The organism is Daejeonella sp. (assembly GCF_044348475.1).
In the GTDB taxonomy this organism is placed as follows: Bacteria; Bacteroidota; Bacteroidia; order Sphingobacteriales; family Sphingobacteriaceae; genus Daejeonella.
The window spans coordinates 1-5,145 of record NZ_JBIKSU010000109.1; the positions used below are offsets into that span (position 1 = coordinate 1).

Sequence of the window (5,145 nt, forward strand, 5' to 3'; positions counted from 1 at the left end):
GAGGGTCAAATGGTTATGGCTTAAAATTTAGAGAAGCCAATCACCGCGACTGGGGTGGTGGCGATTACAAAGATTTGATGGCTGGTGTTGATTATGCTATTTCAAAAGGATGGGCAGATGCCAGCAAAATGGGTGTAATGGGATGGAGTTATGGTGGATTCATGAGCAGTTGGATTATTGGTCACAACAACCGTTTTAAAGTTGCAAGTATCGGGGCTCCTGCAGTTGACCTGGTTAGTCAAGACCTGACCGATGATATTCCAGGTTTTCTTCCTTCATATATGGAAAAACAACCTTATGAAGACTGGACGGTCTATGACGATCATTCCCCCTTGCGATTTGTACAAAATGTAAAAACTCCTGTGCTTTTGCAACACGGACAAGCAGATATACGTGTACCCTTCAGCCAGGGTGTAATGTACTATAATGCCTTAAAACGAAGAGGAATACCGGTTCGTTTTCTTGTGCTTCCAAGGCAACCTCATGGTCCTGTAGAGTCATCAATGATTCTTAAAACAGCTCAGACTAATCTGAGCTGGATGTTGCATTATTTGCAGGGCAAAGAATTAGGGTTTTAATACTTTAAAAAAGTTAGAGTTGGCGATTACGGGTCAAGCCAGCCATGACAAGAAATTAGTGTTTGAATGAGTAGATTCCAGACCTGAGCCAGAATTAAATATTGACTAATAGTGGAACTCTCTAGGGTAGCCATAAAAAAATCCAGATGATCATAAGCATCTGGATTTTTTTAAATCTATATTTCAAGCTTAAAATAGCTGCAATAACGCCGTCTGCTATATCTTCACCTGAGTATCTCCACCTTTTTTTAGATCAATATCATGTGGTTGGTTTTTCTTCCAAGAACCACGTGTAAAGTCAGGCACATCTACTGAATTGGATCGGTTATTTACAGACCATTCACTCAATGGCCATACCGAACTCCAGGCCGCTGCATCGTAAACATCCTGATCAAGAGGCAAACCATTGCGTAGGCAATCTATTAGGCGCCAATCCATTAAAAAGTCCATACCACCATGTCCTCCAACTTTTTTTGCCAATTCGCCTATTTTTTTAACTATGTTGGGTGTATATTTTTCTTCGAGAGCTTTAAATTCAGCTTCCTTAACCCATCCCACATGGCTATTAGAAATTCTAGGTGTTGGATATTTTAAAGCAGTTCCTTTAGTTCCACTCACCAAGTGTATACGTGAATATGGACGAGGAGAAGTTACGTCATGCTGTATCATGATCGTCTTACCATGAGTAGTACGAATAGTAGTGGTATTCATATTTCCTTTAAAATCTTTGCCAACAAATTCTTTATACAGATCATTTTTTGCAGCTTCAGCTTTAGCACGTTCACCCATTTGGAAATCATTTGAAGAAACAGAAACCAGATAATCCATTTTATCACCACGATTTATATTCAAAACCTGACAAACCGGGCCTAAACCATGGGTTGGATATAAACTACCTTCGCGGGTAGCATTCTGCCTCAAACGCCACATATCCTGATAACCTTTATCACTAAAATTAAGGTCTATAAGGTTGTGGATATAAGCGCCTTCAGTGTGAATGATCTCACCAAAGTAACCCTGTCTAGCCATATTCAAGGTGAGTAGTTCAAAAAAGTCATAACAGCAATTTTCGAGCATCATACAATGCTTACGTGTACGCTCAGAAGTTTCAACCAATTGCCAGCATTCTTGCATTGAAACCGCTGCTGGCACTTCAATTGCCACATGCTTACCTTGTTCCATTGCAAATAAAGCCATTGGAACATGCAAATGCCATGGAGTACAGATATAGATCAGATCTATGTCTTTACGCTCACACAATTTTTTCCATTCGTCTTCATTACCTGTATAGATCGTAGGATTATGACTTGTGCCATCAAGAGCCTTCTTGGCTTTATTTACACTTGCTGGACGCAAATCACATAATGCTTTGATTTCTGTACCTTCAATTTTAGCGACTGCATTTAAATGTGATGGACCACGCTGACCCAAACCAATAAATCCAACACGAACAGTTTCCAGTTTTGGTGCAGCATAGCCACACATGTTAAAGGTCTGAATGGTAGACTTCGATACCCATGGCCCTTTTTCTGGCTCAGAGGCAAATCCATTAAGTGCACCAACACCTGCTATGCCAAGTCCGGCAAGACTAGTTTTTTTTAAAAAATCTCTACGGTTATTTTTCATTGTTTCTAAATGTTTATTGTATTGTAAAATTTTCTATTGTTTGTTTTATATACCTGGAAACCATTTTTCGGCATTTTTACGATATATTTTATCTATCACCTCTTTTGGCAATTTCAATCCTTTAATATTCTCCTTAAAATCAGTAACATTCATATCATCGTCAGTCACAAAGTACCTCCAGTCGCTGAGTCTTCTTTCATGGATCCTTTTTTTATACTCTGCAGGATCAGAATCTTTACCTACCCCATTATCCGTTGCATAAATAAGTCTATCTTGGTACTTAAGCATGAAGTCAACTACTTTTTGTCTGTTATTGATAGTTTGATACTGCAAATGACAAATTCGCTCGGCCATATCAACTGCCATATTTGGAAATTTATCCAGGCGTTTTGCTAATTCATCAACATCGTATTCAAGGCTTCCTAAATGAACCCCCACAAATCTGATATTGGGATGTTTTTCAAGCATTTTATCACGCGCATCTACCTGATCCTCATAAGATGGGTACTCAGGATGGAGGTACATATGATATTCAGGATGCTTACTAAAATAATTTTTATCGCCAGATACTGTCATTTGATCAACCGGGAGCCATGCATTCTTTGGCTCTCCCAAATGTCCTACAAGAGTAACATTGCTTTTCTCAATAAAATCAAGAACTGGGTCAATTCTTGGATCATTCACCATCACAAATTTTCCATCTTTGTCACGAAGTTCCATTCCTATATTTTTCCAGATCTTGACACCAATAGCACCTTTTTCAAAAGAATTTTTCAAATAAGCAAGGGTTTGTGGTAGCCATTTGTCTGTCCCCCAGTCGTTTACACCAAAAGTGGTAGCATAAGCCACTTGTTCAGGGTAGGTTTTGATCATTTCAAGTGCCACATTTTGCTGAACCTCAGCCGGGTTTTTAGAAGTAGGATGAACATTAACCGTTAACAGTTTGAAATTATCTGCCTTCGCTAAATTAATGAAGGCGGTATCGTAGGCATTAATATGTACATGGGTATCATATTTTTCTACCGATTTAAAATCATCGACGCTATAAAATTCTGCGGATGAACTATCTTCTGAGGAAGAAGATTTTTGAGTCTGAGTACAATTTTGAAAAAATATACTTAGCGCACAGAAACATAGAAATTTTGCTTTCATAATTAATGGGAATATAGTTAATGATCTTAGATTTTTATAAATATTTTTTTCTTGTACATCCAATATAAGATAAGCCATTCAAAAAATAAAACTAGTAAGCCGCTTACTAGAGTTGAATAAGCTGCTCCAAAAATTTGATCGAAGTTTTTACCCAAATGAATATAAAGAGAGTCATTGATCACGTTCCGCATCCCGCCATCAGCAATTACATAGGCAGCAATTGAATTCACTCCAATAACCATTAAGAAAAATGAACCCTTATGTCTTCCCTTCATATCAATCAAACCATAGAACATAGCTAGGAACAGGAAGCAGATACCTCCGCTAAAAATAGTCCAAGCAGGGGTCCAAATACGTTTCACAATCGGATTCAACCCGCTAATATGTATTACTATTGCAAAGAGTATTAAAGCAATACCAACAAAAATGAAGGTCTTGAGTTTTTTACTTGCCAGTATAGATGAATTTAAAATATTCCCTGCAAGCAATCCGAGGATCATTGTGCCCAGTGTTGGGATAAAGCTAAGCGTAGAATATCCTCCTGAATTGAAAAGAAAAGTATTTTCACGTGGAAATATATTCATAAACCACTGGTCAAAAGCCCATGCAAAGTTTGTATTCTTATTCCAATGCGCTGCAAAACCAGTCAAATTATGCTCCCAGTCTGAACTTACACCTGCCGATGCATAATCAAATGCAGCCCCTGGCAACGGATAAAGAGCAAAGGCAAGAGCATAAGCAAGTAAAATAAAAATTAATGCCCCAATTTGCACTCTTTGAGAATAAAGTGAAATGATGACAAGAAAGGTATAGCCCAAGCCAATCTGGGTCAGCGTATCCTCAAACGTGAAATTTGTTTGCCCAGAGTGCATTGAACGCAAAAATATTCCCAGGAATATCAAAATGAAGGAGCGCTTGATGGTATGGCCTAAAATATTTTCAAAGCTCGCTCCTTTATTTTTCCTACTGGCAATTGAATATGGCAAAACCACCCCAACTAAAAAAGTAAAAGAAGGCTGGATCATATCGTGCAAACTCAGCCATATCCAGGGAACATGACTTTGGTGAAAGGATATGAATTCCCAGAATTTGTTTCCTGGCAATGCTTTAGAAACATCCGAAAGCGATAGTACTTCTGCCATCATGAGCAACATCACAAAGCCGCGATAAATATCAACAGATGCGACACGGTTTTGAGGCAATGCAGGATTTATTGCAGCTCCGGTGGCCTGCGTATGATCCTGTGGTATTTCTGTTTTTTTCATTTTATGAAATTAGTTTTTAGTCCCGTTTGCACGTGATTGAGAAGATTTTATATTGATTGAGAGCCAGTTCTTAGCATTTTTATAATAAATTTTATCAATTACTTCTGTCGGTAATTTTAGTCCATTTAGATTTCCAAATCCGGGCAATTTGATCGAATCATCCGTAACAAAGAAAATCCAGTCCCGCAGCCAGGCATCATGAATACTTTTTGATAAACCAGTTGGATCATTGCTTGCATTTATTGCTTTATCAGTTCCATATACAAGCCGGTCCTGATATTTAATGAAAAAATTACGGGTTTTTTGCCTGTCATTCAGGGTATGCAACTGCAAATTGCTCATTCTTGACAGATCAACATGCATATTCGGGAAACGATCGAGACGTTTAGCCAATTCATCAAGACTCCATTCCAGACTGCCCAGATGGGCCCCAACAAACTTAAGATTCGGATACTTTTCGAGCATATTATCTCTAGCCCTGATATGATCTTCGTAAGATGGATATTCGGGATGAAGGTACATAT

5 protein-coding genes are annotated in these 5,145 nt (G+C 38.3%); 1 reads left to right on the plus strand and 4 read right to left on the minus strand.

Features of this window, described 5'->3' with window-relative positions:
• Positions 1-578, plus strand: a 578-nt coding sequence (locus ACIQZ6_RS11720) for a S9 family peptidase (RefSeq protein WP_395811311.1), incomplete at its 5' end; no start/stop codon positions are given.
• 216 nt (positions 579-794) lie between these two features.
• Here ACIQZ6_RS11720 and ACIQZ6_RS11725 read toward each other — a convergent pair.
• The 4 genes from ACIQZ6_RS11725 to ACIQZ6_RS11740 form a co-directional block, all read right to left on the minus strand.
• Positions 795-2,204 carry a Gfo/Idh/MocA family protein gene (locus ACIQZ6_RS11725; RefSeq protein ID WP_395811313.1) on the minus strand — a complete coding sequence of 470 codons (1,410 nt, stop codon included), beginning with the start codon at positions 2,202-2,204 and terminating at the stop codon, positions 795-797.
• Between the two features lie 45 nt (positions 2,205-2,249).
• Complete coding sequence (locus ACIQZ6_RS11730; RefSeq protein WP_395811315.1) at positions 2,250-3,356, minus strand: amidohydrolase family protein; 1,107 nt, start codon at positions 3,354-3,356, stop codon at positions 2,250-2,252.
• Between the two features lie 26 nt (positions 3,357-3,382).
• Entirely contained in the window at positions 3,383-4,621 is a 1,239-nt protein-coding gene (locus ACIQZ6_RS11735) for an acyltransferase family protein (protein ID WP_395811317.1), read from the minus strand.
• A 9-nt stretch (positions 4,622-4,630) separates the two neighbouring features.
• A partial coding sequence (locus ACIQZ6_RS11740; protein ID WP_395811319.1) for an amidohydrolase family protein occupies positions 4,631-5,145 on the minus strand: 515 nt, incomplete at its 5' end.

Coding starts and splice junctions, on each gene's coding strand:
- ACIQZ6_RS11725 (WP_395811313.1), bottom strand. CDS start 2,204: ATGAAAAATAACCGTAGAGATTTTTTAAAAAAAACTAGTCTTGCCGGA.
- ACIQZ6_RS11730 (WP_395811315.1), bottom strand. CDS start 3,356: ATGAAAGCAAAATTTCTATGTTTCTGTGCGCTAAGTATATTTTTTCAA.
- ACIQZ6_RS11735 (WP_395811317.1), bottom strand. CDS start 4,621: ATGAAAAAAACAGAAATACCACAGGATCATACGCAGGCCACCGGAGCT.